Origin of the sequence: Caballeronia sp. LZ029 (genome assembly GCF_031451275.1) — a bacterium.
Taxonomy (GTDB): Bacteria; Pseudomonadota; Gammaproteobacteria; order Burkholderiales; family Burkholderiaceae; genus Caballeronia; species Caballeronia jiangsuensis.
Genome location: NZ_JARUXO010000003.1, coordinates 808703 through 833888 on the forward strand (window position 1 = coordinate 808703; position 25186 = coordinate 833888).

Sequence of the window (25186 nt, forward strand, 5' to 3'; positions counted from 1 at the left end):
ACGATGAGCGAGACCGCACAAACCTTCGTAGCCGACGACGATCTGAGCATTGCACGGCGCATCGTCGCGGGCGATCGCGCGGCGTTCGAATTGCTGATGCGCCGGCATAACCGGCGTCTGTATCGCCTCGCGCGCGCGAGCTTGCGCAACGACGCCGAAGCCGAGGATGCATTGCAGGACGCGTATTTGCACGCGTATCGGTCGATGAGCCAGTTTCGCGGCGACGCGCAACTTTCCACGTGGCTATCGCGACTCGTGCTCAATGAGTGTTTCGCGCGCATCCGGCGTTCGGCGCGGCGTCAGAACGTGATTCCCATCGTGGATGCGCCCGATTGGGTCGAACAGGCTGAAGCAATGACCTCGCACGACGATTCCGCGCCCGACGATGCGCTCGCGCGTTCGCAGGTTCGGGCACTGCTCGAAAGCAAGCTCGACGCATTGCCCGAGCTGTTTCGCATCGTGTTCGTGCTGCGTTCGATCGAAGAGATGACGGTCGAAGAGACGGCGCAGTGTCTGAACATTCCCGAAGCGACCGTGCGCAGCCGGCATTTTCGCGCGCGCGGCATGTTGCGTGAATCGCTGGCGCAGGCGTTCGATCTCGCCGAACGCGACGTGTTCGAATTCGGCGGCGCGCGATGCGATCGGATCGTTGCGAGCGTAGTATCGAAACTAGGCGATGGCGGTGCTTGATGACAATAAACAGGGCGGCTGCTTGCGCAATAGCGGGAATCGTCATGCTGGCCGGCATTTCGGGCGCTGAAGCAAGGACGATCAAGGTCATATCCGGAACTTATGGCGCGAATTGCGGCGCCGCGAACGGCAACGCGACGCGCGATCTGACGCTTCAGTGCGACGGCCTCGATACGTGTCAGTACGTGCCGGACAGAAGGCGCATCGGCGATGCGACGCGCGCTTGCAGCAAGGATCTTCAGGCCGACTGGCGCTGCACGGACAGCGAATTCCACACCGCGATGCTCAGCCCCGAAGCGGGCACGAACAGCACGCTCGTGCTGAGCTGCGTCGAGCAAAACGGACCGGGGCACTGAGCGGCCCTAGGTTGAGCCTATGACCGGCAAAGTTATCTGATATTTGCGCGCTTTCCGGACACGCATTCAAATAGAGGTTAGGTCAAGCCTCTTTCTGAGAGCTTGTCATTATTCGGAGACGCAAGTGAAGATTCTTGTCCCAGTCAAGCGCGTGGTCGATTACAACGTGAAGGTCCGGGTGAAGTCGGATAACACGGGTGTCGATATCGCCAACGTGAAGATGTCGATGAATCCGTTCGACGAGATCGCTGTTGAAGAAGCGGTGCGGTTGAAGGAAGCGGGTGTTGCGACGGAAGTTATCGCGGTGTCGTGCGGCGTGACGCAGTGTCAGGAGACGTTGCGTACGGCGCTTGCGATCGGCGCGGATCGTGCTGTGCTGGTGGAAACGTCGGAGGACTTGCAGCCTTTGGCCGTCGCGAAGTTGTTGAAGGCGCTGGTCGATCAGGAGAAGCCTGATTTGATCATCCTCGGCAAGCAGGCCATCGACGACGATTCGAATCAAACCGGTCAGATGCTTGCGGCGCTCGCTGGCTTGCCGCAGGCGACGTTCGCATCGAAGGTCGTGGTCGCGGATGGCAAGGCGACTGTATCGCGTGAAGTCGATGGCGGCGCCGAAACGCTGTCGCTGAAGCTGCCCGCAGTGGTCACGACTGACCTGCGCCTGAACGAACCGCGCTACGTGACGTTGCCGAACATCATGAAGGCGAAGAAGAAGCCTTTGTCAACGGTGAAGCCCGCCGATCTGGGCGTCGATGTTACGCCGCGTCTGAAGACATTGAAAGTTGTCGAGCCGCCGAAACGCAGCGCGGGCATTACGGTGCCGGACGTGAAGACGCTGGTCGAGAAACTGAAGAACGAAGCGAAGGTAATCTGATGACGACTCTCGTTATTGCGGAACACGACAACGCATCGATCAAGGCAGCGACGCTGAACACCGTTGCGGCTGCGGCGAAGATCGGTGGCGATGTGCATGTGCTGATCGCAGGTTCGAACGCGCAAGGCGCGACGGATGCGGCGGCAAAGATCGCGGGCGTGTCGAAAGTGCTGCTCGCCGATGCGCCTCAACTCGCCGATGGCCTTGTGGAAAACGTCGAAGCGACGGTGCTGAACATCGCGAAGGACTATTCGCATATCTTCGCGCCAGCGACGGCTTACGGTAAGAACATCGCACCACGTATCGCCGCGCATCTCGATGTCGCGCAGATCAGCGATATCACCGCCGTCGATAGCGCCGACACGTTCGAGCGTCCGATCTACGCGGGCAATGCCATTGCAACGGTGCAATCGAGCGATCCGATCAAGGTCGTCACGGTGCGCGCAACGGGTTTCAATCCGGTTGCAGCTGAAGGTGGTAATGCGGCGATTGAAAAGATCGAAGCCGCAGCCGATGCAGGCATCTCGCAGTTCGTGAGCCGTGAAGTGACGAAGCTCGATCGTCCGGAACTGACGAGCGCGCACATCATCGTGTCGGGTGGACGTGGCCTCGGCAGCGGCGAGAACTATACGAAAACGCTGGAGCCGCTCGCCGACAAACTCAACGCGGCGCTGGGCGCATCGCGCGCAGCAGTCGATGCCGGCTATGTCCCGAACGACTATCAGGTCGGTCAAACCGGCAAGATCGTCGCGCCGCAACTGTACGTGGCAGTCGGCATCTCGGGCGCGATCCAGCATCTCGCGGGCATGAAGGATTCGAAGGTCATCGTCGCGATCAACAAAGACCCGGAAGCGCCGATCTTCAGCGTGGCCGATTACGGTCTCGTCGGCGATCTGTTCACGATGGTCCCCGAACTGGTCAACGAACTGTGATGCAAACGCCCGCCAAATCGCACGCCGATCGATATCGTTCGTTCCTGTTCGTGCCGGGCAATCGCCCCGAGCGTTTCGCGAAGGCGCTGGACAGCGGCGCCGACGCGATCATCATCGATCTGGAAGATGCCGTCGCGCCCGCGAGCAAGGACGAGGCGCGCGACGCCGTGGCCGCATGGCTCTCCCCCGAGCGTCACGTGCTGATTCGCGTGAATGCGCGCGATACGCCGTGGTTCGAGCGCGATGCGCAACTGGGCAAGCTGCGCGGCGTGGCGGGCATTGTGTTGCCGAAGGCGGAAAGCGCCGCGGATATCGTCGCGCTCGTCTCGCGCACGAAGAGCAGAATGCCCGTGTTTCCGCTGATCGAAAGCGCGAAGGGCATGTTCAACGCGCTGGAGATCGCGAAAGCACCCTACGTGCGTCAGTTGATGTTCGGTACGCTCGATTTCTGCGCCGACATGAACATGGTCACCGATGACGATGTTCTCGATCCATTCCGCGCGAATCTCGCGATGATATCGAGGGTCGCGGGCATCGGCGCGCCGATCGACGGCGTGACGCCCGCGCTCGACGACGAATACGCGCTGAAGAACGAAACGCTCAATGGAAAGCGTCGTGGCTTCGCGGGCAAGCTGTGCATTCATCCGAAGCAGGTTCGAACGATCAACGAATGTTATGCGCCGAGCGAATCCGAACTCGCTTGGGCGAAGCGCATACTCGATGCGTTCTCGAATGCGAACGGCGCGGCCATCGCCGTCGATGGAAAAATGGTGGACCGGCCCGTCGTGCTTCGCGCGCAAACGATACTCGAAGGCGCGCGCGCGTAGTTCATGTGGACCCGCGAGTTATAGAATAGGCGACCGGCGCCGGACATTCACGCGCGCGCCTGTCATCGACTCTCGCCATTCCACATGGACGTCCGCCAGCTTCGCTACTTCGTCAGCATCGTCGATTACGGCAGTCTCGGCAAGGCGGCGGAAAAGCTATACGTCGCACAGCCTTCGCTCAGCCAGCAAATGGCGCGGCTCGAAGAAGAACTCGGCGTCACGCTCCTTTTGCGCAGCAATCACGGCGTCACGCCCACCGCCGAAGGCGATGCGCTCTATCGCCACGCGCGTCTCGTGCTGCGGCAGATGGAGCAACTCAAGCAGGAAGTGACCAAGGGCGCGGGCGCTGAATCCGGCACGGTGGCGGTCGGCTTGCCGACGACGATGGCCTCCGTGCTCGCGGTGCCGCTATTCGAGCGCATCCAGGATCAATACCCCGGCATTCGCCTGCAATTCTTCGAAAGCATGAGCGGCTATCTGAACGAGCTGCTCGCCAATGGCCGGCTCGATCTCGGCATCCTGTTTCGCGAATCGGACACACCCGGCATCACGGCCTTGCCCGTGCTCGATGAAACGCTTTATCTGCTGGGCGATCCGGGCGGCGATATCTCGCCGCGCGCATCGACATGCCCGCTCGCCAAGCTTGCGGGCGTCAAGCTCGTCGCGCCCGGTGCGTCGAACGGCTTGCGTCTTTTGATCGAGCGCACGTTCGCGAGCGAGAAGGTCGAACTGAATATCGTCGCGGATATCGACTCGTTGCCCGCGCTCTTGCTGATCGCGAATTCGGGCCGTGCCTGCACGATTCTTCCTTCATCGGCAATCGCGCAATGGAACGAGGCGCTCCTGCCGAAGATGCGGAGAATCGTCGAGCCGACGATCAGGCGGCCAGCCAGCATCTGCTGGCCCAATGGCGCGCCGATGAATTCGGCGACCGTCGCGGTGCGCGAGACACTGATCGAGTTGATCGCCGAGCATATCGAACACGATAGCTGGCAGGGCGTGACGATGCGCAAGCGGGGACCGCAAGCCTAGATCGCATTCGCTGCGCGCAAGCGCTCGATGGCTCCATCGTCGAGACCGAGTTCACGCAGGACCGCATCGGTGTGCTGTCCGAGCGCGGGCACGGCGTCCATGCGCGGTTCATCGGCGCCGCCGAGTCCCGGCGGATAGAGCGCGGGAATGACGCCGGCCGGCGTTTCGACGCGTGTCCAGCGATGGCGCGCTTCGAGCTGATCGTGCTTCCACACATCGTGCATGTCGTTCATGCGCGCATTGGCGATGCCCGCTTCCTCCAGCCGCTCGATGACTTGCGCGGCGCTCAGCGAAGCGAACGCATCGACGATGATGTGCGTCAACGCTTCGCGATGCTGCGTACGACGGCTGTTCGCGCAGAAGCGTTCGTCGTCCTGAAGCCCGGGCTGGCGAATCACGATCTCGCAGAACTTCTTCCATTCGCGCTCGTTTTGCAGGCCGAGCATCACGGTCTTGCCGTCTCCTGCCTGGAACGGGCCATAAGGAAAGATCGTCGCGTGCGATGCGCCCGCCTGAGGCGGCGGCGTCTGCCCGTCGATCGCGTAGTAGAGCGGATAGCTCATCCATTCGACCATGCTTTCGAGCATGGAGATGTCGATGCGCTTGCCGCGCCCCGTCTGCCCACGCTCGATGAGCGCCGCGAGAATGTTGGTGTAGCCGTACATGCCGGCGGCGATATCGGCGATCGAGCAACCTGCCTTCGCGGGCTCGCCTTTCGAACCCGTAATGCTGAGAAAGCCCGATTCGCTTTGAATCAGCAGGTCGTAGGCTTTCTTGTCGCGCATCGGGCCGTCCGAACCGTAGCCCGAGATATCGCACACGATGAGGCGCGGATAACGCACCTTCAGCGTCTCGTAGTCGAGCCCGAGCCGTTGCGTCGCGCCGGGCGCGAGATTCTGCACGAATACATCGGCATCGGAGAGCAGCTTGTGCACGACATCGAGCGCTTCAGGATGCTTGACGTCGAGCGTCACGCTCTCCTTCGAGCGGTTCGTCCACACGAAATGCGATGCGAGCCCCGACACGCGTTCGTCGTAGTTGCGAGCGAAATCGCCCGTTCCGGGACGCTCGATCTTGATCACGCGCGCGCCCAGATCGGCGAGCTGACGCGTGCAGAAGGGCGCGGCTATGGCATGCTCGAACGTGACGACCTTGATGCCTTGCAGTGGACGCATGATCGGCCTCCTTCAGAACGAGCGCGGCAGGCCGAGGATATGCTCGGCGACATACGAGAGAATCAGATTGGTCGAGATCGGCGCGACCTGATATAGACGCGTCTCGCGGAACTTGCGCTCGACATCGTATTCCGCCGCGAAGCCGAATCCGCCGTGGAATTGCAGACACGCGTTGGCCGCTTCCCATGAGGCATCGGCGGCGAGGAGCTTCGCCATATTGGCTTGCGCGCCGCAATGCTGGTGGGCGTCGAAGAGCTCGCACGCCTTGAAGCGCATCAGGTTCGCCGCTTCGACATTGACATAGGCGCGCGCAATCGGAAACTGCACGCCCTGATTCTGGCCGATGGGACGCCCGAACACGACGCGATCCTTCACATACTGCGAAACCTTGTCGATGAACCAGTAGCCGTCGCCGATGCACTCCGCCGCGATCAGCGTGCGCTCCGCGTTCAGCCCGTCGAGGATGTACTTGAAGCCCTTGCCTTCCTCGCCGATCAGATTCTCCGCGGGAATCTCCAGATTGTCGAAGAACAACTCGTTGGTCTCGTGATTCACCATGTTGAGGATCGGCTGCACCGTGAGGCCGTGACCGATCGCTTCGCGCAGATCGACGATGAAGATCGACATGCCTTCGCTCTTCTTCTTCACATCCGCGACAGGCGTGGTGCGCGCGAGCAGGATCATGAGGTCGGAATGCTGCACGCGCGAGATCCATACCTTCTGACCGTTGATCACATAACGATCGCCCTTCTTTTCGGCGGTCGTCTTGATCTTGGTCGTATCGGTGCCGGTGGTCGGCTCGGTCACGCCCATCGATTGCAGACGCAATTCGCCCGATGCAATCTTCGGCAGATAGCGCTTCTTCTGTTCCGCCGAGCCATGACGCAGCAGCGTGCCCATGTTGTACATCTGGCCGTGACACGCGCCCGAGTTGCCGCCCGAGCGATTGATCTCTTCCATGATGACCGACGCTTCGGTCAGCCCGAGACCCGAGCCGCCGTACTCTTGCGGAATCAGCGCGGCGAGCCAGCCCGCTTTCGTGAGCGCATCGACGAATGCTTCGGGATAGCCGCGCGCTTCGTCGATCTTGCGAAAGTATTCACCGGAGAACTGGCCGCAAAGATCACGCACGGCTTCGCGGATATCCTGATAAGCGTCGGGAGTGGATTCGATCATGATGTGCTTGGCTATTGGGTTCGTGTCGTCAAACGAGTCAGGCGAGTCAGGCGAGCGTGGCGCGCGCGGTCATGCCGAGCCAGCCTTCGTGATCTTTCGACCACAGTTCGACGGTCTTGCCGTCCGCCGATGGCTGGCCGCACAGATGCAGCGTATTACCGGCGAAACACGGGCGCTGCGCCTTGAAAGAGAAGTCGATGACAGTCGCATCGGGCAACTGGCGGCGCAGCAGATCCATCAGCAGCGTCGCGATGAGCGGCCCATGCACGACGAGGCCCGGATAGCCTTCGACCTGCGTGACGTAAGGCTTGTCGTAATGGATGCGATGCGCGTTGAAGGTCAGCGCCGAATAGCGTAGAAGCAGCGTTTCGTCGGGCACGATATCGCGTTGCCATTGAGCGTCGCGGGGTGCGGGAGTCGGGGCGGGTGTGGGTGCGCCGGGCGCGGCCGGTTCGCGATACACGATGTCGTGCTCTTCCTCGATCGCGGTGACATCGCCGCAGCAAATGCGATGCCCGACCGTCACGAAACCGAGCTTGCCCGTGCGGCCTTGCTTTTCGCTGACATCGAGAATGGTCGATTCGCGCGTGATGCGTTCACCGACGACCACCGGCGCAGGAAAGCGCAGACGCCCGCCCGCCCACATGCGTCGCGGCAGGCCGAGGTCGGGCAGGAAACTGCCTTTCTGCGGATGCCCGTCTTCGGCGATGAGCGATTGCCTCGCGATCGGCCTGAAGAATATCCAGTGCCACAAGGGCGGAAGCGCGTCGCCTTCGTTCGGCGCGGCGTCGTAATCGAGCGTGGCGGCGAGCGCCGCGACGGAGGTGGGCGCGACGATATCGGCGGCGCTTTCCGTTTGCATGGTGTCGTCTCCGTTGCTGGACCGGCCAGCGAATCCTGGTTGGATAAGGGAGACTTTAAGGAAATGTTCCGTGGAGTGGAAATACCAGTTTCATGTGCCGGGCATAGGGCGAACCTATTGCGCTCGTGCGGTGCGATCAATGACGCCGGATCATCAATCCGATAACCCGCGAGTCATTTGTCGCGGACGGTCCACGCCCTAACATGCAATCCATCGCAGGCAGACGAATTGCACAAGGAGTCAGACCATGTATGTCATCACTGGAATTACAGGGCAAGTCGGCGGGGCGCTCGCAAACGCGCTGTTGAAAGCGGGGAAACCCGTTCGCGCCGTCGTGCGCGACGAGAAGAAGGGCGCGCTCTGGGCGGCGCGCGGTTGCGAGATCGCCCTCGCCACCATGACCGATGCCAATGCGCTCACGCACGCCTTCGAAGGCGCCGAAGCCGTGTTCATTCTTCCGCCGCCGGAATTCGATCCCGCGCCGGGCTTTCCGGAAGCGCGCGAGGTGATCGATACGATCGTCGCCGCCGTGGCGCGTTCGAAGCCGCGCAGCATCGTGTGTCTGTCGACGATCGGCGCGCAGGCCACGCAGACCAATCTTCTGACGCAGCGCTCGCTGCTGGAAGAAGCGCTTCGCAAGCAAGCGATCCCGGTCACGTTTCTGCGTCCGGGCTGGTTCATGGAGAACTGCGCGTGGGATGTCGATTCGGCGCGTAACGAAGGCATCGTTCGATCGTTTCTGCAACCGCTCGATCGCGCAATTCCGATGATCGCCACCGACGACATCGGCGAACTCGCGGCGACGCTCATGCAGGAGCGCTGGTCGGGCGTGCGCATCGTCGAACTGGAAGGACCGCGGCGCACGAGCCCGGACGATATTGCCGCCGCCTTCGAGCAAGTGCTCGGCCAGCCGGTGCGTGCGCAGGCGGTTGCACGCGACACGTGGGAAGCGCTGTTCGTGAGTCAGGGCATGAAGCATCCGACGCCGCGCATTCAGATGCTCGACGGCTTCAACGAAGGCTGGATCGACTTCGAAGGGCAACGCGAACATATCGTCAAAGGCACGACGCCGCTCGTCGATGTGATCCGCAAGCTCGTCGCGCGTTGAGCGGAACGCTTCAGGCTATGTTGCTGACGTGCGGAATCATCGCCGCCTGGCCGCGATACACGCCGTCCCGATCGAACAATTGCCACACGGTCGCGCGTTCGATCCAGAAGCGCTCGCCCGATTTCGTGACACGAACGCCGCGATAGCCGTCCACGTAGCCATCGCGCGTCACCTGTTCGAGAAACGCCTGACGTTCGCCGCGCTCGGGCGCTTCGGCCGACAGACGCGACGGCAACGCGGTCAGCTCGTTCCATGTATAGCCGAAGAGACGTTGCGCGCGCAGGTTGCCGTAGACGAACACGGGATCAGCCTGGGTATCGTGCGCGAGGATGCCGAAGGGCGCATCTTCGTAAAGCCAGCGCGCGGCTTCGGCGGGCGTCAGTTCTTCATCGGGAACGAGCGGCTTGCCCAGCAGGCGCGCATAGCTTGCGCCAAGAAGCTTGAAGAAATCGGGATCGGTTGGCTGCATCGTGCGAAGTGTCTTGAATGAGCGGAAAACAGCACCTTACTCGTTCGCTTCCGTTTGCGCACGTTCGAGGTCGGCATGAGCTTCATCGACCTTGTGCTGGCGCTCCGCGATCTTCTTCGCGCTCTTGCCTTCGTCCTTCGCTTTCTGCAAATCATGCTCGCGCTCGGCAAGCTTCTTTTGCGCTTCCGCGACCTTGCGCTGGCTCTCGCTTCGCAGCGACGCATCCGTGCAGTTCGCGTTCAGTCGCGCGAGCGCGGTTTCCAGTCCATCGACGCGATTTGCGTTGCCATGCGCGCGCGCATAAGCGATTTCCTGTTCGATCGAACTGCGCTTCGCATCGCATCCCTTCGATTGAGCCGCGCAATAGAGGGGACTTGCAATCGAAACGAGCAGCAGTGCCTTGAATGCGAGTTTCATGTGTGGCCTCACGAAAGTCCATGCAGGACGATTCATTCGATGTCGACACAGGATACTTTACAGGCACTGACCGCGCTCGCGGCAAGTCATATCGACTTGACCTCGCCACCGTCCATTCTCAGCGTGCTGCCCGTCATCCATTTCGCGGCGGGCGATACGAGGAACGCCATCAGTTCCGCGATCTCTTCCGGCGTGCCGTAACGTGCGATGCCCGCTTCGACAGGGAAACGCGCGGTCGCTTCCTCCACTGTCATATCGTGCAACGGTGCCCAGTGCTCCAGATACGAGCGCCGTCGGCCCGTCATCACAGGACCGGGCAGCACGCTGTTGACCTGCACGCCGTCCGCGATGCCGCGATCGGAAAATGCCTTCGCCAAGGCGACAATCGCCGCGTTGATCGTGCCGACCGCCGCATAGGGCGCTTTGGGAAACAGCGCGGAATTGCCCGACATCAGCACGACCGATCCCGATGTCGCTTTGAGCGAAGGCCACGCCGCGACCGTCAGGCGGCGCGCACCGTGGAGCTTCAGCGCGAGGCCCGCGTCCCATTGTTCATCGGTCATGTCGAACAGATCGATTTGCGGCACTGCGCCCGCGATATTCAACAACGCGTCGATGCGGCCGAACGCTGCGAGCGCGCCATCGACGACCTCTTGCGCGGCGTCGGCTTGCGAAAGATCGACATCGAGCGTCAGCGTCCTTGCGCCGGCTTGCTCGACCATCGATGCGGTTTCTTCGAGATTCGCGCGATTGCGTGCAACGAGCACGATCGAATCGAAATCGCGTGCGAGGCGGATTGCGGTGGAACGTCCGATGCCCTGACTCGCGCCCGTGACGATCGCTACTTTCGTGGACATGTCATGTCTCCCGTTCAATGAACGACGACCATCTTTCCGTTGGCTTCATTCGCTTCCATCACGCGATGCGCTTCGTGAATGTCGTCGAACGAAAACACGCGGGAAGGCTTCGCGTTGAAACGTCCCGCGGCGATATCGGCGGCGATTGCTTGCAGCGGCACATCGGAGAGCGGAAAGCCGGGCGTGCCGAAAACGAAGCTGCCGAAGAAGGTCAGATTCACACCGCTCGGCATCTGCAAAAGGGGATTGAAATCCGCGATCGGCGCGAGGCCGCCGAGCCAGCCCGCGAGACATGCACGGCCGCCGCGACGCAGCATCGCGAGCGAGTCGAGAATCGTGCTATTGCCGACGAGATCGAGCACCGCATCGATCTCTTTCGTTTCCGCGATGCGCTTGCTCAAGTCCGGTCCTTCGAGTTCGACACGCGACACGCCCAACGCTTCGAGCTTCGCGAAGCGATCGCGATTGCGCGTCGTCGCGATGACCTTCGCGCCCGCGTTCACCGCGAGATTCACCGCTGCCTGTCCGAACGATGAAGTCGCGCCGCGAATGACGACTGTCTGTCCTGCTTCGATCTCCAGGTTGCGAAAGAGGCACGTCCAGGCCGTCGCATAGGTTTCGGGAATGGCCGCCAGTTCGGCCCACAACAAATCGGATTCGATCAGCGCAACATTCGACACCGGCGCGCGCGTGAATTGCGCATAACTTCCGTTGATCGTGCGCCCGAGTCCGCCCATCAATGCAGCCACTTTCGCGCCGACGGGAAACTCGCCGCCCGGACACGACTTCACGATGCCCACGCATTCGATGCCGCTCACTCTCGCGGCTTCGGCCCATTCGCCGCGCCGCATATGCATCTCCGCATGATTGATGCCGAACGCCTTGATCTCGATGACGACATGTCCTTCCAGCGGTTCCGGCTCCGGAATCTCGGTATAGACGAGGCTATCGATACCGCCGAACGTGTCGAGCACGATTGCACGCATGATGGTTCTCCTGTGATGGATGAGCGCGGTGAAGCTCCGCGTTTTATTGAGCGAGGAATTCGGTGATGGCCGCCGCGATCTGCGTCGCGTGCGTTTCGAGTGCGAAGTGGCCTGTATCGAAGAAGCGCACGTCCGCATGCGGGATATCGCGCTTGAATGCTTGCGCGCCCGGCGGCAGGAAGAACGGATCGTTCTTGCCCCACACGGCGAGGAACTTCGGCTGATGCTCGCGGAAGTACGCCTGAAACGCCGGGTACAGCGCCACGTTGTTGCGGTAGTCGCCGAAGAGATCGAGCTGCACTTCATGCGCGCCGGGGCGATTCAGGTAGTAGTCGTCGAGCGTATAGCCATCGGGCGAGATCGCGGATGCGTCGGGCACGCCGTGCGTGTATTGCCACTTCGTCGTGTCCTTCGTGAGCATCGCGCGCAATGCATCGCGGTTCGCTTGCGTGGGCGCTTGCCAGTACGCGCGGATCGGATTCCAGCCGTCGCTCAATCCCTCTTCATACGCGTTGCCGTTTTGCGAAACGATCGCCGTGATGCGCTCGGGATGCTTGAGCGCCAGTCGAAAGCCGGTCGGCGCGCCGTAGTCGAAGACATAGACCGCATAGCGATCGAAGCCGATCACTTCGGTGAAGCGATCGATCACGTTCGCGATGTTCTCGAACGTGTACGAGAACGCATCGCGGCTCGGCATATCGGACAGGCCGAAGCCGGGAAGATCGGGCGCGACGATATGAAAACGCTCGGCGAGCAGCGGGATCAGATCGCGAAACATGTGGCTCGAACTCGGAAAGCCGTGCAGCAACAGAAGCTTGGGGCCATCCGCCGGACCGGCTTCGCGATAGAACACGTTGAAGCCGTCGACGTCGATATGACGATGCGCAATGGTGGACATGGGCGTTTCTCCGCTGGTTGAGGGGGAAAAATTCTTGTAACCGTTAAAACTATGTGAGACAGGTTACAAACGGACGATGTAACTTGTCAAGATGTTTTTTAGCGGTTACGATGAAGCCATCGTAGAAACACGTCTGGATTGCAAAATGGACTACCGCCCGATACCGGCGATCTTCGTGGCCGACGCGCCCGGCCTCGATTTCCTCAACTCGATCGCGACGCCGGTCGATGAACCCGTCGACTGGATCGGCGATGGCGAAGGCTTGCTGTCATGGCTCGAACAGGCGCAACTGGTGCCCGCCGACGTGCTGGCGCACATGCGTTCGCAAACCGCGCCTGCCGAACTGGACGAGGTCGCGGCGAAGGCGCGCGGACTGCGCGAATGGTTTCGTGCGTTCGTGCGGAAGAGGAAAGGGCGGCCGTTATCGGCGAAGGATCTGGCCGAGCTCGAACCGCTGAATGGCGTTTTGCAGCGCGACGAGCAACATGCGGTGATCGTCGCCGATGCGAATGCCGCGAGCGGTCTCGCGTTCGTCATGCGGCGACGCTGGCCGAACGCCGAATCGCTGCTGATGCCGATCGTCGAAGCGCTCGCGAAGCTCGTCTGCGAAGAGGACTTCACTTACGTGAAGGCGTGCGAAGGCCCGAAATGCACGCTGCTTTTCGCGGATCACACGCGCGGACATGCGCGTCGCTGGTGCAGCATGGCGATCTGCGGGAATCGCGCGAAGGTGGCCGCGCACCGGGCGCGGCTCAAGGAAGGAAAGTTGTAATCGCGCGGCGGGGCGTTATTCCGCGCTCTCGGCCCGCGACGCGCACATGCGCCACGATGAAGCTGCCTTCGGCGCATCGGCCGCTTCGCGCCACCAGCGCTCGCCGCGCTCTGGCGCTTCGAGATCCAGCCGCTCACCCATCCGCGGTGTCGCGACTGCAACGCCGCGTGCGAGCGCCAGCCCCGTCACGCGCTCGAACGGCTCCTGCCACGGATGCATCGCGAGATCGAACGTGCCGTTGTGAATCGGCGCGAGCCAGCGTCCGCGCAGATCGATATGCGCCTGCACCGTTTCCTCTGGCTGCATGTGGACGTACGGCCATTGCGCATCGTATGCGCCGGTTTCGATCAGCGTGACGTCGAATGGGCCGAGGCGCTCGCCGATCGTCCTGAAGCCGTCGAAATAACCGGTGTCGCCGCTGAAGAACACGCGCAGTTCATCGTCGATGATCACCCACGAAGCCCACAACGTGCTGTTGCCATCGAAGAGGCTGCGGCCGGAGAAATGCTGCGCGGGCGTCGCGGTAAAAAGAAGCTCGCCGACTCGCGCGCTTTGCCACCAGTCGAGCTGACGCACCTTCGATGCATCGATGCCCCATTCGATCAATCTGTCGCCGACGCCGAGCGGCGTGAGAAAGACTTCGGTCGTCGCGGCGAGCGCGAGCACGGTATCGCGGTCGAGATGATCGTAATGATCGTGCGACAGGATCACGCTGCGCAACGGCGGAAGATCGCCGAGTGCGATGGGCGGCGCGTGAAAGCGCTTCGGTCCCATGCGCCTGAACGGCGACGCGCGCTCGCCGAAAACCGGGTCCGTCAGCCAGTATTCGCCGCGCAGCTTGAAGAGTATCGTCGAATGGCCGAGCCGGTAGAGACTGCGATCGGGCGCGGCATCGAGTTGCGCGCGCGTGAGCGTTTCGACGATGGGCGGCTGCGTCGGCACGGTATTGCGCGGCTTGTTGAACAGCACGTTCCAGATGATGCGCAAGGTCTTGCCGAGGCCTTCTTCCGGACGTGGCTTCACATTGCGAAAGCGCGCGCCGTCATGTTGCGGCGACGCGTTCGACAACGCGCGGCCGCGTTCCGCGGCGGCAAAACCCAGGGCACGGCTGATGCGATCGGTGAACGAAGTCATAGGGCGTGACGGGGCGCGAGCCCGAAGCGGAAAGTAGACTGTACAGTGTAGTTTAATTTTGAGAAAAAAGTAAACCGGACGGTGTAAAATATGGGGATGGATTCGAGCGATATGAACGACCTTCCCCAGCGGCTGACCGACCGCAAGCGCGCCGCGATCGTGGACGCAGCGGTGGCGGAGTTTATTGCGGCGGGCTACGACGCGACCAGCATGGACCGCATCGCCGCGCGCGCGGGCGTGTCCAAGCGCACGGTCTATAACCACTTCGAGAGCAAGGAAGCGCTTTTCGCCGCGATCCTGCATCGCTTGTGGGATGCGAGCGAAACGGGCGACGCGCCCGTCTATAGCGCCGATGAACCGCTGCGCGCGCAACTGCTCGCGCTGCTCACGCGCAAGCTGCGGCTCATGACCGACGAGGCCTTTCTATCGCTCGCGCGCGTGGCGATCGCGGCGGGCATTCATTCGCCGGATCGCGCGCGGGACATGGTGGCGCGCATCGGCGAGCGTGAGGAAGACGTGACGGCGTGGATCAGAAAAGCCGCCGCCGATGGCCGTCTCGTGGTCACCGACCCGGTCTTCGCCGGGCAGCAACTGCATGGCATCGTGAAGGGTTTCGCGTTCTGGCCTCAGGTCACGATGGGCCAGCCGCCGCTTTCGAAGCCCGAGCAGAAAGAAGTAGCGGAAGCGGCCGCCGACATGTTCCTCGCGCGCTATGAACGCGCCATGCCGAAGCGCTCATAAAACGGCTTCCGCGACGAGCTGCAACGCCGGCGCGAGCTTCACGCAATCCTCGGGGCGCTCCAGCGCATAAGCCAGATTCCTCTGCGCGATCTGCACGTGCTCGGTCGCGAGCGCCTGCGCGCGCGTGCCTTCGCCGCGTTCCAGCGCGTCCACGAGACTGTGATGCTGCTGATGCGCGATGAAAAGCCATTGCCGTCCTTCATCGATGGCCGATTGCATCGGCAGCATCGCGCTCGCGGCGGCGAACGGCAGCCGATTATTCATGTCGATGGCGCGCATCAGCGCCGCATTGCCCGACCCGTCGACGATCAGCTTGTGGAAGCGATTGTTCATGTCGGTGTAGGCGGCGTAGTCGTCGAGATCGAGCTCGGACTTCGCGAGCAGGCGGTCGCCCGCTCGCAAACACTCGGCGAGCGCATTCGACAACTGGCGCGGCACGCCATGCTCCGCGACGAGACGCGCGGCCATGCCTTCGAGATGACCGCGCACCGCGATGGCATCGGCGATTTCGGCGGCCGTGATGCGCCGCATCACATATCCGCCCGCCGGCGATGGCTCGACGAGACCTTCCTGTTCGAGCGTCGTGAGCGCGAGCCGGACGGGCGTGCGCGACGCCTTCAGCCGTTCCGCGAGCGCAACTTCGCCCAGGCGCTCGCCCGGCGCGAATTCGCCTTTCAGGATCAGATCGCGCAGGTAGACCAATACGCGTTCTTGCTGGGATTCCATGGTTTTTCTCCGCTTGCCGTTGTGGGCGATTCTAGGCCAAGGGCTGCTCGCTGTGCTCGACATTCGGACATCGCGCTCGAAGATGTTTTTCGATGTATGCAATACGGCCGAAAATGACTGGATATGATCGATGAGGGTAAATCCGAATAAACCATAAAAAGCGCATATAAAACAGAATGATATCGAAGTTTGGCGAATCGCGGATGGTGGAAGAAGCACAAGCGTGCTGCATACATCGTTTGTGCATTTGAGTTCGAAAAGCTATTCTACGTCTCAAGAACACGTCGCGCTGCATGCAATCGGCCGACGTCTGAATTCAACAAACCGGAGATACCGCCATGATGAGTTCGCAGCAAAACGAGACCATTACCCGCGTCGGCAAGGGCACGCCCGCCGGCCAGTTGCTGCGCCGGTACTGGCAGCCTGTCGCGCTCGTCGAGGAATTACCGGCCGAGCGTCCCGTCAAGGCGGTGCGCCTGATGGGGCAGGACTTCGTCGTGTTCAAGGACGAGCAAGGCCGCTACGGCATGCTGGATCGCGATTGCCCGCATCGCGGCGCCGATCTCGCGGCGGGGCGTCTCGAAGGCGGCGGACTGCGTTGCGCCTTTCACGGCTGGCTCTTCGACGCCAGCGGACGTTGCCTCTCGACGCCGGGCGAACCCGTCGGCAGCACGCTGTGCAACAAGGTGCGGCAGTCGGCGTATCCGGTCATCGAAAAGGCCGGCGTGCTGTTCGGCTATATCGGCAAGGACGAGCCGCCCGCGTTCCCCAACTTCGATTGCTTCGCCGCGCCCGATGCCTACACGTTCGCATTCAAGGGACTCTTCGAATGCAACTGGCTGCAGGCGCTCGAAGTCGGTATCGATCCGGCGCACGCGTCGTTTCTGCATCGCTTCTTCGAGGATGAAGACGTGAGCGAAAGCTATGGCAAGCAGTTTCGCGGCGCGTCGGCGGATTCGAACATGCCGATCACGAAGGTGCTGCGCGAATTCGAATCGCCGGAAATTCTCGTGAGCCCGGCGGATTACGGCCTGCGTCTCATCGCGAAGCGCGCGCTCGACGAAGCGCATACGCATGTGCGTGTAACCAATGTCGTGTTCCCGCAAGCCTTCGTGATTCCGATGAGCTCGGAGATGACGATCACGCAATGGCACGTGCCCGTCGATGATGAAAACTGCTACTGGTATGCGATTTTCACGAGTTTCGGCGCGCCGACCGACAAGGCGCAGATGCGCGAGCAGCGGCTCGAACTCTACGAACTGCCCGATTACACGTCGCGCAAGAACAAGCGCAACAACTACGGCTTCGATCCGCGCGAGCAACTGAGCGAAACCTACACGGGCATGGGCTTCGACATCAACGTGCACGATCAATGGGCGGTCGAATCGCAGGGCGCGATACAGGACCGCACGCGCGAGCATCTGGGCACGACGGACAAGGGCATCATCGCGTATCGCCGCCTGCTCGTCGATGCTATCGAAAAGACGCAAGCGGGCGAGAAGACGCTGATGCTGATCGACGAGAGCGAAGCCGCGAACTTCACGGGCCCCGCATCGATCGACGGAATCGGACCGGCGGACCGCTGGGACGAGTACTGGAAAGAGTCCGACGTGAAGCGCCGCGTAAGCGCGCCGTGGCCCGCGCCAAAAGCCTGAAAACACCGACCCGCAACCTGAATGGAGCGCGCGGCGCATGATGCTGCCGCGCGGAACGCACATGTCTTTTGTAGAGACTCATGGTTTGTGGACGGACGCGCAGCATGCTGCGTATGCCGAACTCGTCGAGCGGATCAAGCAAAGCGATGTGAAGGTCGTGCGCTTTTCGTTTCCCGATCAGCATGGCTTGCTGCGCGGCAAGACGCTCGTCGTCGATGAAGCGATCAAGGCGATGAAAAGCGGCGTCACGCTGACGACGACGCTCTTCGCCAAGGACACATCGCATCGCACGGTGTTTCCCGTGTTCACGGCGGGCGGCGGCTTCGACATGCCCGAGATGCAGGGCGCATGCGACACGCTGATGATCGCCGATCCCGAAACGTTTCGCGTGCTGCCGTGGGCGCCGCATACGGGATGGGTGCTGTGCGACGTGCACTTCGCCAACGGCGCGCCGGTTCCGTTCGCCACGCGGCATCTGTTCCGGCGCGCGCTGAATCAACTGTCGAATCACGGTTATGAATTCGTATCGGGCCTCGAAGTGGAGTTTCATGTCTTCAAGGTGACGGACCCTCACATGAAGCCCGAGCATTCGGGACAACCCGGCTTGCCGCCCGATGTCGAGTTGCTGTCGCATGGTTATCAGTATCTGACGGAGTTGCGCTACGACGCCGTCGATGACGTGATGGAAATGCTTCGGCGCAATATCGAAGGGCTTAATCTCGACGTGCGTTCGCTCGAAGTCGAATATGGCCCGAGCCAGTTCGAGTTCACGTTCGCGCCGACGAAAGGCATCAAGAGCGCCGACGACATGATCCTCTTTCGCAGCGCGGTGAAGCAGATCTGTCAGCGCAATGGTTATCACGCGACCTTCATGTGCCGCCCGCGCATTCCGAACGTCGTGTCGAGCGGATGGCATCTGCATCAATCGCTCGTGCATGCGGGCGAGGGCACGAACGCCTTCATGCCTGGCGATGCATCCGAGCCCTTGTCGATCACCGGTCAACGCTATCTCGCGGGCCTGCTCGCGCACGCGAAAGGCGCGACTTCATTGTCGACGCCGACGATCAACGGTTATCGGCGCTATCGGCCGTATTCGAATGCGCCCGATCGCGCGATCTGGGGCCGCGACAATCGCGGCGTGATGCTGCGCGTGCTCGGTGGCGTGAACGATTCCGCGAGCCGCATCGAGAATCGCGTGGGCGAGCCGACCGCGAATCCGTATCTGTATTTCGGCTCGCAGGTGATCTCGGGTCTCGACGGCATCCGTCGCAAGCTCGAACTCCCGCCTTCCGCCGATACGCCTTATGAAACGCAGGCGGAAGCACTGCCGCGCAGCTTGAGCGATGCACTCGATGCGTTGCGCACCGACGAATGCCTGCGCGAAGGATTCGGCAGCGCGTTCGTCGATTACTTCTGCAAGCTTAAGCAGGCGGAGATCGACCGCTTCAATCTAGAAGTCACCGAGTGGGAACACCGCGAATATTTCGAAGCGTTCTGACGGCGCGCTCACAGAGGAGAAATGTCATGCCTATGGTTACCTATATCCTGCGCGACGGCGCGCGCCGCGACATCGACGTGCCCGACGGCACGAGCGTGATGGAAGCCGCGATCCACAACAACGTGCGCGGCATCGACGCCGAATGCGGCGGCTGCTTGTCATGCGCGACGTGTCATGTTTATATCGATGCATCGTCGACGGCGGATCTTCCATCGCCCGACGAATCGGAACTGGAACTGCTCGACGGCGTCGCAGCACAGCGGCGTCCCGAAAGCCGGCTCAGTTGCCAGCTCGTGATGAGCGCCGCGATGAACGGCCTCGTCGTGCAGATTCCGCAAGCACAGGGATAAGACCATGCATAGCACGCTCGTGATCGTCGGCGCATCGTACGCGGGTGTTCAGCTCGCGGCGGCTGCGCGTGAAACCGGCTTCGAAGGACGCATCGTGCTCATCGGCGACGAAGCCGATGCGCCTTATCAGCGTCCGCCGCTCTCGAAGGGATTTCTCACCGGAAGCTTCAGCGAAGCGCGCCTGCCTTTGCGCTCGCAAGCCTTCTTCGACGAAGAGAAGATCGAATGGCTGCCCTCGATGCGCGCAACGCATATCGATCGCGAGCGTCGTGAAGTCGGGTTGCAGGACGGCTCGCGCATCGCATACGACCATCTCGCGCTGACGACGGGCGCGCGCGTGCGCAAACTCGATTGCCCCGGCGCGACGCTCGATGCCGTGCACTACCTGCGCGATCTGCGCGATGCGCGGCGGCTCGCGCAAACGGCGAGCACGGCGCGGCGCGCGGTCGTGATCGGCGGCGGTTATATCGGTCTCGAAGCGGCGGCTTCGCTGCGTCAGAAGGGTATCGATGTGACTGTGGTGGAAACGGAGCCGCGCCTGCTTGCGCGCGTCGCATCGCCGTGGATGTCGACATTTATGCAGGATGCGCATGCGCAGAACGGCGTCGCCTTCGAGTTCGGGCGCAAGGTGATCGAGTTGAAGCAAACCGGGGATGCGGTGTCCGTCGTGCTCGACGATGACACGCACTTGTCGTGCGATCTCGTCGTGGTCGGCATCGGCGTGATACCGAATACGGAGCTGGCGGCGGAATGCGGCCTGACGGTGGCGGGCGGCATCGTCGTCGATGAATGCGCGCGCACGAGCGATCCGGCGATCGTCGCCGCGGGCGATTGCGCCGCGTTCGTGCCGCATTGGGCGCCAAGCGATTCACGCGCATGCCGCATCGAATCGGTGCAGAACGCGAACGATATGGCGAAAGTCGCGGCGCTCGCGATTGCGGGCCGGCCCCAGCCGTATCGGACGGTGCCGTGGTTCTGGTCCGATCAATACGATCTCAAGCTGCAGATGGCGGGCATTCATTCGGGATTCACGCATCACGCGTTGCGCGGCGCCGTGGAAGAACGGAAGTTCTCGATCTTCTACTTCCGGGACGAAGCATTGATCGCGGTCGATAGCATCAATCGTCCGCAGGAACACATGCTCGCGCGCAAGCTGCTCGCGAACGGCGTGCATCTATCGGCGCGCGATGCGGAAGACCCTGCGTTCGATCTGAAAGGGGCGGTGCAATGAGGCCGCTCGTCGGTGTCGTGTGCGACCGGTTTTTCGTCGGCGATCACGATCTGCATAGTGCGAAGCAAAGCTATGTCCGCGCGTTGATGACGTGCGCGCAGTTAAGCCCGGTGCTGATTCCGGCATCGCGCGATGTCGAATCGGTCGCGGACTATCTCGACGGCGTGAGCGGGCTGTTGTTTCCCGGCGGCGCATCGAATGTCGAATCGCGCCTGTACGGCGGTGCGAGCGATGCCGAGATGCTCGTCGATCCCGATCGCGATCATGTCGCGCTCGCGCTGATGCGCGGTGCGGCGGCGCGCGGCATGCCGTTTCTCGGCATTTGCCGCGGCTTTCAGGAGATGAACGTCGCGTTCGGCGGAACTCTGCACGCCGATATCCATGCATCGGGGCATTCGGAAGATCATCTCGAAGACCTGAGCGAAGATATGCTCGCGCGCTATCGCTATCGGCATGAAATCGCGCTCACCGACGGCGGCATGTTATCGACGCTCACGGGCGGCGTGCAGCATGTGCGTGTGAACTCGCTGCATCGTCAGGGCGTGGCGCAGCTTGCATCGCGTCTTGCCGTCGAGGCGCGCGCGCCGGATGGTCTTGTCGAAGCGATTCGTCTCGATGAACATCCGTTCGCGCTCGGCGTGCAATGGCATCCCGAAGCGATGGTCACGAGCGACGCGCTTTCGCGTGCGCTGTTCGAATCGTTCGGCGCGAGTTGCAGGCGCTACGCGACGCGCGACGAAGGTTGATGTCATGTCGGCGGACCGCATCGACCTCAATCTGCTGCGCGTATTCGACGCGATTTTCGAAGACCGCAATCTCGCGCTCGCGGGCAAGCGTCTGAATCTCAGTCAGTCGGCGATCAGCCATGCGCTCGGACGCATGCGCGACGTGCTCGGCGACGATCTCTTCGTGCGCACCGGGCGCGGCATGGAACCGACCGTGCGCGCGCTCGCGATGGCGACGCAGGTGCGCGGCGCGCTCGCGCAGATCAAGGCGGCGCTGGGCGTCGACAAGTTCGATCCGGCCATCGCGCGACGCACCTTCGTGCTGGCCGCGAACGATTACATCACGGCGCTGCTGCTCGCGCGGCTCAGTCAGCGCCTGCGCGCGGAAGCGCCGCTCGTGGATATCGTCGTGAGACCGTCGACGCGGCTCGATCTCGCGGGGCAGATCGATGTCGGCCGTATCGATGTAGTGATCGGCATTTTCGCCGATGTGCCGCGCCGCTTTCACGCGGTGAGTCTCTGGGAGCAGACGGACGTGTTGCTGTTGCATCGCGAGCATCCGCTCATCGACCGGCCGCTTGCGCGCGAGGATTTGCTGAACTATCCGCTCGTCGCGGTCTCGCAGGGCGGCGAGGAAGAGGGCGCGGTGAGCGGCTTCATCGTCGAGCGCGGGCTCGCGCGGCAATCGGAGATGTTCGATCGCGAGGCGCTCGATCGCGGTTTCGCCGGCAGCGACGAGGCGCCGCGCGTTCGCATGGCTGTTGCGCATTCGCTTGCGATTCCCGCGCTCCTGCGTCATAGCGACATGCTCGCGCTGGTGCCGTCGTCGCTCGGCCGCGAACTGGCGCGCGACGGCGAACTGTCGATGCGTCCGACGCCCTATGCATGTCCCGACGTAACCGTGCGCGCCGTCTGGCACGAACGCAACGATCTCGATCCTGGGCTGCAATGGCTCAGACAGCAACTCATCGACGTATCACGGCAGGTGCGATGCCGCTGATGCGCGGCATTCAAGCTCGTCATGCAGAAGATTCACTGCGTCCGCAGCGCTGAAGGCGAACGCGTGAATATCGTCGAAAGTCCCTGAAACAAGGGCTTTTTCAATCGAAAAGGTGACATCGCACGCGACGTCGAAAGACAGTCGCGGCCGATGCACGCCCCGCGTTCGTAACTCACCGGGTTGTATGCCCGGATGCGCGCTCTTAATCTGGGCGCCCGTCGATCAGAGAGGATGCAATGGAAGAGACAAAGGTTATCGATGTACAGGCGCTCGTCAACGCGCACCCGTTTTCGCGTTATCAATGGCTCGTGTTCGCGATGTGCTTCGTGATCGTGTTGATGGATGGCTTCGACACGGCCGCGATCGGTTTCATCGCGCCATCGCTCGTCGGCGAATGGCACTTGAGCAGGGCGGCCCTCGCGCCCGTGCTGAGCGCCGCGCTCTTCGGGCTCGCATGCGGCGCGCTGTCGTCGGGGCCGCTGGCGGATCGCTGGGGCAGGCGCGGCGTGCTGATCGCGGCAGTGCTGATATTCGGCCTCGCCTGTCTTGCTTCGGGCTTCGCGAGCAATCTCACGGAGTTGACCGCGCTGCGCTTCGTCACCGGCGTCGGTCTGGGCGCGGCGATGCCCAACGCCGTCACGTTGATGAGCGAGTTCTGTCCGAACAGCCGTCGCGCGACCATCGTCAATCTGATGTTCTGCGGCTTTCCGCTGGGCGCCGCGTTCGGCGGATTCCTCGCGGCATGGATGATTCCGCAGTTCGGCTGGCGCGGCGTGCTGCACTTCGGCGGCGCGGTGCCCTTGTTGTTGACCGTAGTGCTCGCGATCGCGTTGCCGGAATCGGTCCAGTACATGGTGTCGAAGAAGAAACCGGTCGAGCGCATTCGGAAGGTGATGGCGCGCATCGCGCCGGAAGCGGTATCGGCGGAATCGTTCGTGATGCGCGAAGCCACTGTGCGCGACACGGACGGCGGCGGCGCGCGCATCGTGCTGTCGCGCGGCTATGTCTTCGGTTCGTTGATGCTGTGGCTGTGCTACTTCATGGGCCTCGTCATCTTCTACGGCCTGATCAACTGGATGCCGGTGCTCCTGAAGGACGCGGGCCTGAGCCCGCAGCGCGCGGCGCTGATTTCCGCGCTCTTTCCGCTCGGCGGCGCGGGCACGGTGCTGTGCGGCATGCTGATGGATCGCTTCAATCCGAACGGCGTCGTGGCGGCCGCGTATGCGCTCGGCGCGGTGAGCGTGGTTGCGATCGGACAGGCCATCGGCAATGTCGGCCTGCTGGTGTGCGCGGTCTTCGTCGCGGGCCTGCTCGTGAATACCGCGCAGGCGTCGATGCCCGCACTCGCTGCCGCGTTCTATCCGACAGCGGGACGCGGCACCGGCGTCGCGTGGATGCTCGGCGTCGGGCGCTTCGGCGGCATTGCGGGGTCGTTTCTCGTCGCGGAGCTGTCGCGGCAGCGGATGAGCCTGCCGGGCATCTTCACCGTGGTGGCGATGGCCGGCGCGGCATCGTGCGTCGCGTTATTGCTCAAGCAGATGGCGAGCCCGCGTATCGCGGCGGACGTCGCGGATGGCCAGCCAGTCGCACATTAGTGCGCGAATGAAGATTCGGCCGAACGTTCATGCGACGCGACGAGCATCGGATTTAACTTCGTGCCGGCTTGGGTATATGTTTGATATGTGCGCAGATGCTTGCGCACCTGGTTCACCTGGCGATGGTTTCGTCAGGCAGCGGTAAGTCTTCGTTGAAGGAGAAAGTCATGAAGACCTTCCTCGTTACGACCACGCTAGTGGCCGCGTTTTCACTCGGAAACCTGACTCAGGCACAGGAACCCACCGATACCCTGCAGTCCATCCCCGCACCCCGTCAACAAGAGGCCCAGACTGCGCCACCTTCCGGCGACACCGCTTATGGCGGCGCGGCAATGGGCCAGAGCGCGAGCGGGAGAACGTCGAACTGGGCCGGGAGCATGTCGAACAACTGCGCTCCGCGACCCTTCTGCAACACCTATTCGGGCGGACAGTAAGCGCAACGCCGGCAAGGCGGTCTTTTCGGTTTCGGATACCCCTCCGATGAGGCCGCCGGCGCCCGCAACGAGGTCGTCACCGGAGGCTGTTAAAATCCGGATACGTTTTCTACGGGCACGATGTGATGGGCTTCGAACAACTCGCCGGACTGAAAGAGCAACTCGCAAAACAGGCTGCAAGCAACGCAGCGAAGAAAAAGGCGCCGCACGTGCGGCGTCCCGCGCCGGCGGCCGCGTCGAAGCCGGCTGAGCCTGCTAAATCCGCCAAACCTGCCAAATCCGCCAAACCCGCGGTTCCATCGAAACCGGTGGATCCCGTCGTGCATACGATCGGAAAGCTGCAGAAGCGTTTTCCTCTCGCATTTCCGAAGAATCCCGCGCCCAAGGTTCCCTTGAAGGTCGGCATTTTCGAGGATTTGATGAAGCACGCGGAGGAGCTCAAGCTCAACGAGAAGGAACTGCGCAGCGCGATCAAGGTATGGTGCCGGGGCAACCGCTACTGGACCTGCCTCGTGCAGGGCGCGCCGCGAATCGATCTCGCGGGCGAAAAAGCAGGTGAAGTGACGACGGCCGATGCGGAACGCGCCGTGTATCTGGAGACCAATCGCCTGGCGCGATCGGCTCCGGCTCCGGCTCCGAAGGCCGCGGAAGCCGCCGAGTAACGCG

General features: G+C 62.3%; 28 protein-coding genes. 18 read left to right on the forward strand and 10 right to left on the reverse strand.

Annotation, left to right across the window (positions count from 1 at the left end; genetic code table 11):
* Nucleotides 1-3: 3 nt before the first annotated feature.
* The 6 genes from QCE73_RS23035 (at nt 4) to QCE73_RS23060 (ending at nt 4711) form a co-directional block, all read left to right on the forward strand.
* Entirely contained in the window at nt 4-690 is a 687-nt protein-coding gene (locus tag QCE73_RS23035) for an RNA polymerase sigma factor (protein ID WP_309883721.1), read from the forward strand.
* 44 nt (nt 691-734) lie between these two features.
* The gene (locus tag QCE73_RS23040; protein ID WP_309883722.1) at nt 735-1046 is read left to right on the forward strand and encodes a hypothetical protein; all 312 of its coding nucleotides are present in this window, start codon (nt 735-737) and stop codon (nt 1044-1046) included.
* A 124-nt stretch (nt 1047-1170) separates the two neighbouring features.
* Entirely contained in the window at nt 1171-1920 is a 750-nt protein-coding gene (locus QCE73_RS23045; protein ID WP_309883723.1) for an electron transfer flavoprotein subunit beta/FixA family protein, read from the forward strand.
* Nucleotides 1920-2852 carry an FAD-binding protein gene (locus QCE73_RS23050; RefSeq protein ID WP_309883724.1) on the forward strand — a complete coding sequence of 311 codons (933 nt, stop codon included), beginning with the start codon at nt 1920-1922 and terminating at the stop codon, nt 2850-2852. Before QCE73_RS23045 ends, QCE73_RS23050 begins: the two co-directional genes overlap by 1 nt.
* A complete protein-coding gene (locus tag QCE73_RS23055; RefSeq protein ID WP_309883725.1) occupies nt 2852-3679 on the forward strand; it encodes a CoA ester lyase in 828 nt (275 codons plus the stop codon). Before QCE73_RS23050 ends, QCE73_RS23055 begins: the two co-directional genes overlap by 1 nt.
* Before the next feature lie 84 nt (nt 3680-3763).
* Nucleotides 3764-4711 carry a LysR substrate-binding domain-containing protein gene (locus QCE73_RS23060; protein ID WP_309883726.1) on the forward strand — a complete coding sequence of 316 codons (948 nt, stop codon included), beginning with the start codon at nt 3764-3766 and terminating at the stop codon, nt 4709-4711.
* Here the strand turns inward: QCE73_RS23060 and QCE73_RS23065 are convergent.
* From QCE73_RS23065 to QCE73_RS23075, 3 genes are read right to left on the reverse strand one after another with little or no spacing between them, the layout of a single operon-like run.
* Nucleotides 4708-5886: a CaiB/BaiF CoA-transferase family protein gene (locus QCE73_RS23065; protein WP_309883727.1), complete on the reverse strand. Its 1179-nt coding sequence runs from the start codon at nt 5884-5886 to the stop codon at nt 4708-4710. The genes QCE73_RS23060 and QCE73_RS23065 overlap by 4 nt on opposite strands.
* A 12-nt stretch (nt 5887-5898) precedes the next feature.
* Nucleotides 5899-7062, reverse strand: coding sequence for an acyl-CoA dehydrogenase family protein (locus QCE73_RS23070; protein ID WP_035505759.1), 1164 nt, complete (start codon nt 7060-7062; stop codon nt 5899-5901).
* A 46-nt stretch (nt 7063-7108) separates the two neighbouring features.
* Nucleotides 7109-7924 carry a MaoC family dehydratase N-terminal domain-containing protein gene (locus tag QCE73_RS23075; protein ID WP_309883728.1) on the reverse strand — a complete coding sequence of 272 codons (816 nt, stop codon included), beginning with the start codon at nt 7922-7924 and terminating at the stop codon, nt 7109-7111.
* Between the two features lie 247 nt (nt 7925-8171).
* Here QCE73_RS23075 and QCE73_RS23080 point away from each other — a divergent pair, with 247 nt between their 5' ends.
* Nucleotides 8172-9032, forward strand: coding sequence for an NmrA family NAD(P)-binding protein (locus QCE73_RS23080; RefSeq protein ID WP_309883729.1), 861 nt, complete (start codon nt 8172-8174; stop codon nt 9030-9032).
* Between the two features lie 10 nt (nt 9033-9042).
* On the opposite strand, the gene QCE73_RS23085 is transcribed toward QCE73_RS23080, so the two are convergent.
* From QCE73_RS23085 to QCE73_RS23105, 5 genes are all read right to left on the reverse strand, one after another.
* A complete protein-coding gene (locus QCE73_RS23085) occupies nt 9043-9501 on the reverse strand; it encodes an MEKHLA domain-containing protein (protein WP_309883730.1) in 459 nt (152 codons plus the stop codon).
* Between the two features lie 36 nt (nt 9502-9537).
* Nucleotides 9538-9918 carry a DUF1090 domain-containing protein gene (locus QCE73_RS23090; RefSeq protein ID WP_035505767.1) on the reverse strand — a complete coding sequence of 127 codons (381 nt, stop codon included), beginning with the start codon at nt 9916-9918 and terminating at the stop codon, nt 9538-9540.
* A gap of 86 nt (nt 9919-10004) precedes the next feature.
* Entirely contained in the window at nt 10005-10775 is a 771-nt protein-coding gene (locus QCE73_RS23095) for an SDR family oxidoreductase (protein ID WP_309883731.1), read from the reverse strand.
* Nucleotides 10776-10789: 14 nt separating this feature from the next.
* Nucleotides 10790-11761 carry a zinc-binding alcohol dehydrogenase family protein gene (locus QCE73_RS23100; protein WP_309883732.1) on the reverse strand — a complete coding sequence of 324 codons (972 nt, stop codon included), beginning with the start codon at nt 11759-11761 and terminating at the stop codon, nt 10790-10792.
* A 43-nt stretch (nt 11762-11804) separates the two neighbouring features.
* The gene (locus tag QCE73_RS23105; RefSeq protein ID WP_309883733.1) at nt 11805-12659 is read right to left on the reverse strand and encodes an alpha/beta hydrolase; all 855 of its coding nucleotides are present in this window, start codon (nt 12657-12659) and stop codon (nt 11805-11807) included.
* Nucleotides 12660-12804: 145 nt separating this feature from the next.
* Here QCE73_RS23105 and QCE73_RS23110 point away from each other — a divergent pair, with 145 nt between their 5' ends.
* Nucleotides 12805-13431, forward strand: a complete 627-nt coding sequence (locus QCE73_RS23110; protein WP_309883734.1) for a CGNR zinc finger domain-containing protein — start codon at nt 12805-12807, stop codon at nt 13429-13431.
* A gap of 15 nt (nt 13432-13446) precedes the next feature.
* Here the strand turns inward: QCE73_RS23110 and QCE73_RS23115 are convergent, their stop codons facing one another.
* Nucleotides 13447-14565 (reverse strand): MBL fold metallo-hydrolase, encoded by a 1119-nt coding sequence (locus QCE73_RS23115; RefSeq protein WP_309883735.1) that lies wholly within the window; start codon nt 14563-14565, stop codon nt 13447-13449.
* A gap of 111 nt (nt 14566-14676) precedes the next feature.
* On the opposite strand from QCE73_RS23115, the gene QCE73_RS23120 reads away from it, so the two are divergent.
* Nucleotides 14677-15306: a TetR/AcrR family transcriptional regulator gene (locus QCE73_RS23120; protein ID WP_309883736.1), complete on the forward strand. Its 630-nt coding sequence runs from the start codon at nt 14677-14679 to the stop codon at nt 15304-15306.
* Here the strand turns inward: QCE73_RS23120 and QCE73_RS23125 are convergent.
* Entirely contained in the window at nt 15301-16032 is a 732-nt protein-coding gene (locus tag QCE73_RS23125; protein ID WP_035505778.1) for a GntR family transcriptional regulator, read from the reverse strand. The two genes, QCE73_RS23120 and QCE73_RS23125, sit on opposite strands and share 6 nt — an antisense overlap.
* Before the next feature lie 338 nt (nt 16033-16370).
* On the opposite strand from QCE73_RS23125, the gene QCE73_RS23130 reads away from it, so the two are divergent.
* The 9 genes from QCE73_RS23130 (at nt 16371) to QCE73_RS23170 (ending at nt 25182) form a co-directional block, all read left to right on the forward strand.
* Complete coding sequence (locus tag QCE73_RS23130; protein WP_309883737.1) at nt 16371-17687, forward strand: aromatic ring-hydroxylating dioxygenase subunit alpha; 1317 nt, start codon at nt 16371-16373, stop codon at nt 17685-17687.
* Nucleotides 17688-17748: 61 nt separating this feature from the next.
* The gene (locus QCE73_RS23135; RefSeq protein ID WP_309883738.1) at nt 17749-19185 is read left to right on the forward strand and encodes a glutamine synthetase family protein; all 1437 of its coding nucleotides are present in this window, start codon (nt 17749-17751) and stop codon (nt 19183-19185) included.
* Nucleotides 19186-19211: 26 nt separating this feature from the next.
* Nucleotides 19212-19535 (forward strand): 2Fe-2S iron-sulfur cluster-binding protein, encoded by a 324-nt coding sequence (locus tag QCE73_RS23140; RefSeq protein ID WP_238288776.1) that lies wholly within the window; start codon nt 19212-19214, stop codon nt 19533-19535.
* Between the two features lie 4 nt (nt 19536-19539).
* Complete coding sequence (locus QCE73_RS23145; protein ID WP_309883739.1) at nt 19540-20766, forward strand: FAD-dependent oxidoreductase; 1227 nt, start codon at nt 19540-19542, stop codon at nt 20764-20766.
* Nucleotides 20763-21512, forward strand: coding sequence for a gamma-glutamyl-gamma-aminobutyrate hydrolase family protein (locus QCE73_RS23150; RefSeq protein ID WP_309883740.1), 750 nt, complete (start codon nt 20763-20765; stop codon nt 21510-21512). Before QCE73_RS23145 ends, QCE73_RS23150 begins: the two co-directional genes overlap by 4 nt.
* A gap of 4 nt (nt 21513-21516) precedes the next feature.
* Complete coding sequence (locus tag QCE73_RS23155) at nt 21517-22491, forward strand: LysR substrate-binding domain-containing protein (protein ID WP_309883741.1); 975 nt, start codon at nt 21517-21519, stop codon at nt 22489-22491.
* Nucleotides 22492-22727: 236 nt separating this feature from the next.
* Nucleotides 22728-24086 carry an MFS transporter gene (locus QCE73_RS23160; protein WP_309883742.1) on the forward strand — a complete coding sequence of 453 codons (1359 nt, stop codon included), beginning with the start codon at nt 22728-22730 and terminating at the stop codon, nt 24084-24086.
* A 167-nt stretch (nt 24087-24253) separates the two neighbouring features.
* Nucleotides 24254-24520: a hypothetical protein gene (locus QCE73_RS23165; RefSeq protein ID WP_309883743.1), complete on the forward strand. Its 267-nt coding sequence runs from the start codon at nt 24254-24256 to the stop codon at nt 24518-24520.
* A 320-nt stretch (nt 24521-24840) separates the two neighbouring features.
* Nucleotides 24841-25182, forward strand: a complete 342-nt coding sequence (locus tag QCE73_RS23170; protein WP_309883744.1) for a ProQ/FinO family protein — start codon at nt 24841-24843, stop codon at nt 25180-25182.
* Nucleotides 25183-25186: the final 4 nt, after the last annotated feature.